General features: G+C 47.9%; 3 protein-coding genes. All 3 read right to left on the reverse strand.

Features of this window, described 5'->3' with window-relative positions:
- A partial coding sequence (locus L1069_RS23620; protein ID WP_237457274.1) for an ATP-binding protein occupies positions 1–502 on the reverse strand: 502 nt, incomplete at its 3' end.
- Entirely contained in the window at positions 499–831 is a 333-nt protein-coding gene (locus L1069_RS23625) for a hypothetical protein (protein ID WP_237457275.1), read from the reverse strand. The genes L1069_RS23620 and L1069_RS23625, both read right to left, overlap by 4 nt.
- 150 nt (positions 832–981) lie before the next feature.
- Positions 982–1877: hypothetical protein (locus L1069_RS23630; RefSeq protein ID WP_237457276.1), on the reverse strand; the 896-nt coding region annotated here is incomplete at its 5' end.

Genomic DNA, 1877 nt, shown 5'->3' on the forward strand with positions numbered 1-1877 from the left:
CATCAAACCTAGAAACTTGCGGAATGCTCCACTCAAGTTTTTTGGCGAGAAACACATGAAAGCCAGACGCATTTTGCGCCGATCCCGGATCATGCAAGAAAAAATCCTGCCTGTCATTGCCATCCCGCTCGGCGTCCAGCCCCCCCCGCCAAGTTTGAACCAACCTGCGGTCTGTCTCCCCAACCACTTCCCGTTTTATTGAGAAAAGCTCCCCGCGACGATCCTCAAAAGTGACCGCAACATAGGACTGAAGAACGGGAAGCAGTTCGTCGTGAACTTTCTCACGAATTTCCTCTCGCATCGCGAATGGAAGCGGCACATCTAAGGAGGTGCCAAGCGACCTTTCAAATCCCAGTGCGTATAAAAGGGATTGCATTAACGTCGATTTTCCTGAGGAGTTATCAGCCCAAACCACATTCAGGCCACTACTGAAGTCAGCATCTACACCAAATGTCTTATCCTTAGTGTAAGAGCGAAGCCGAATAGCTCTTACTTGTATCATACGCGCACCCTTGACGCTGATAGAACGCTAACTACCAACTGCTCCGTCAAGCCTTTTGCCACTACTTTCAAATACTCTTTCTCTTTCACGAAAACCTCCGGACTTTCGGAAAGCGCCTTTGCTGCCGAAGTACCTGCTTCTGTCAACTTGGCTGTCGTTCGATCATTCGCGACACCCCAGTTGGCAAATCCTTCCGAAACCAAAAAATCCAGAGCACGAGCAAACGCAGGTTCAACCCTTATGGACCACGAGTAAAACCCTTGATCTGCAGCAAGCAGTTTATCCAGGTGATCCCTTGATCTATTCACCCGCATAGCATCGTTGAGCATGTGTAGCTTTGCCAAAGATGCCTTCTTTCCCCGTGAGTAATACAGCATTAAGAGCATTATTGATATACGCCAACCAATTCTCATATCTCCTGATATCGCCTTCGGGCGCCGTTGAAATCTTAGCGTTGCATTTTCACCGACCATGAACCTCTATTGCTCCAGAAAATCCAATGGGCAGTCTAGTAGCCAAGTTCCCAGTTGGCCTTGAGCTAGTGCATTTCGAAACGTGGGGGACAAGTCGGGTAGCGCCTCCTTCAACGTCTCCTGCAATCCTTTGAGCTCACTGTTCAAGAACTCATTGGCAGTACCGCTTTGGTCACCCATCAAAGTCAGTCTCTGCTCTTCCATCGAAATTGTTGTAAACCAAGTATCCCATTGATCTGGATAGTCCTTTTGCAAGTTTTCCGCTGCATTCTGCTTCGTTATGCTGGACAGTATCCAATGCTTTGCTTTGCTTGCCAGAGCCTCCTCACTCGCATGAGGGTAACCTCTTTTGAGCTTTTCCATTACACGATCATATAGTTCGCTTCCCTGCGGCGCTCCCCCAAGATCTTTTTCTGTAGCAACTTTGAGTTTTAGTGGGAGCCCCTTACCCTTAGCTCTAAGAAGATCATACTCGTCGGAAAAGTCTTCAATAGACTTGCCAAGCCCGACAAATGGAGCATTGCAATATCCCAACTGATCGATGGCTTCATCCGAAATTTTCTTTTGAATGTGTCGCAGCACATCCTTATCTTCAAAAAAGGGGCATAATAGTATCCATCGATCAAATTTGAGCGGGCCAACCATGCCCAGTATCTTCTGTTCATACTTTCTTAGTTTCTGAATGTCGGAAGTGGCCTTCTTTTTCATTCCGCTAGCGGCTTTACCGACATCAACCACCTCTTTAGGCGCGTAGCATTGATAAAGACAGCCATCTGTCGTGAAGAACTCTAATCCAGCATCGCCATCCACTTGATCCGGGACGGACTGGACATTTCCAAAGCCATGTTTGAGTGAGACCAGACGCAGAGCAAATTTCTGCCACTCGGTGCCATCCCAAGCTC

The sequence above is a fragment of the Leisingera sp. MMG026 genome (genome assembly GCF_021654205.1).
In the GTDB taxonomy this organism is placed as follows: domain Bacteria; phylum Pseudomonadota; class Alphaproteobacteria; order Rhodobacterales; family Rhodobacteraceae; genus Leisingera.